This window comes from Vibrio sp. 2096 (assembly GCF_033339595.1).
Lineage (GTDB): Bacteria > Pseudomonadota > Gammaproteobacteria > Enterobacterales > Vibrionaceae > Vibrio > Vibrio alginolyticus.
Map to the genome: position 1 here is coordinate 1 of NZ_JAWOUX010000102.1, position 1,078 is coordinate 1,078.

Sequence of the window (1,078 nt, forward strand, 5' to 3'; positions counted from 1 at the left end):
TTTGATCGTCAGAGCTCGATCCATACCTTTAACCAGCGCCGTGTTCATTGATTTCACAAAATCGTCTCGGCAATCTGGGTAGCCACTAAAGTCCGTTTCACACACGCCAGTAATCACCGTATCGGCACCGATTTGGTAAGCGTAAATGCCAGCAAGAGTTAAGAACAAAATATTACGGCCAGGCACAAACGAGTTCGGCAAGCCATTCTCTTGTAATTCGTGAGAAACAGGGATGTCATCACGCGTCAGAGAGCTGATAGCAAGTTCATTCAGTAAACCGACATCCATCACTTTATGCGCTTTTACACCAAGGTCTTTGGCGATCTTTTGTGCAACTTCGATCTCCAGTTTATGACGTTGGCCATAATCAAAAGTGATTGCATGCACTTCATCAAACTCTTTAAGGGCTTGTACGAGACAGGTTGTCGAGTCTTGCCCGCCACTGAAAACAACAACAGCTTTTTTCATTTTACTCTCCGAGCTTAAGCAATACTTAGGTATTTATGAGTTTGAATAGATAGACGCCAATTGCGCGCGATGCACGTTTCGATACACAACTGAGTTGCTCGAGGCTTCTGGCTGATTGGTTGTAAAGCGATCACCGTTTCTGTCTTTATATCAGCGTTTGCAAGTAGTTCATCAAGATGATCGATGTCTTTTTGCGTACCGACTGGGTGCTTGATTTCATTAGCACGCTCCAAAGCACTTCTCAGTACGGGCAATTTACCTTTCATCGCCACTTTTGGTGACACTGTCACCCACGTTTTTTCAGACGTGACGACTTCTGATGTCCCACTGGTTTCAATCTGGCACTGACAGCCCATATCTTCAAACGCTTTGCTCAACGGACGCAAATCGTAAATGCACGGTTCACCACCAGTGATAACAATATGCTTCGCATTGAAGCCTTGCTGTTTGTATTGTTCTACGATGTCTTCAGCCGATGCCGTGCACCAAGTCGGAGAATCTTCCATCTTCACCAAAATATCACCAATAGGACGCAGATCCTTTTCTTCGGCATCCCACGGTTGTTTTGTATCACACCAACTGCACCCCACTGGGCATTCTTGCAAGCGAA

General features: G+C 45.5%; 2 protein-coding genes. Both read right to left on the minus strand.

Annotated features, from left to right (window positions below; genetic code table 11):
* On the minus strand, window positions 1-468 hold a 468-nt coding region (queC, locus tag R7Q41_RS24350), incomplete at its 3' end, for a 7-cyano-7-deazaguanine synthase QueC (RefSeq protein ID WP_318144748.1).
* A gap of 14 nt (window positions 469-482) precedes the next feature.
* Window positions 483-1,078: 7-carboxy-7-deazaguanine synthase QueE (queE, locus tag R7Q41_RS24355; protein ID WP_318144749.1), on the minus strand; the 596-nt coding region annotated here is incomplete at its 5' end.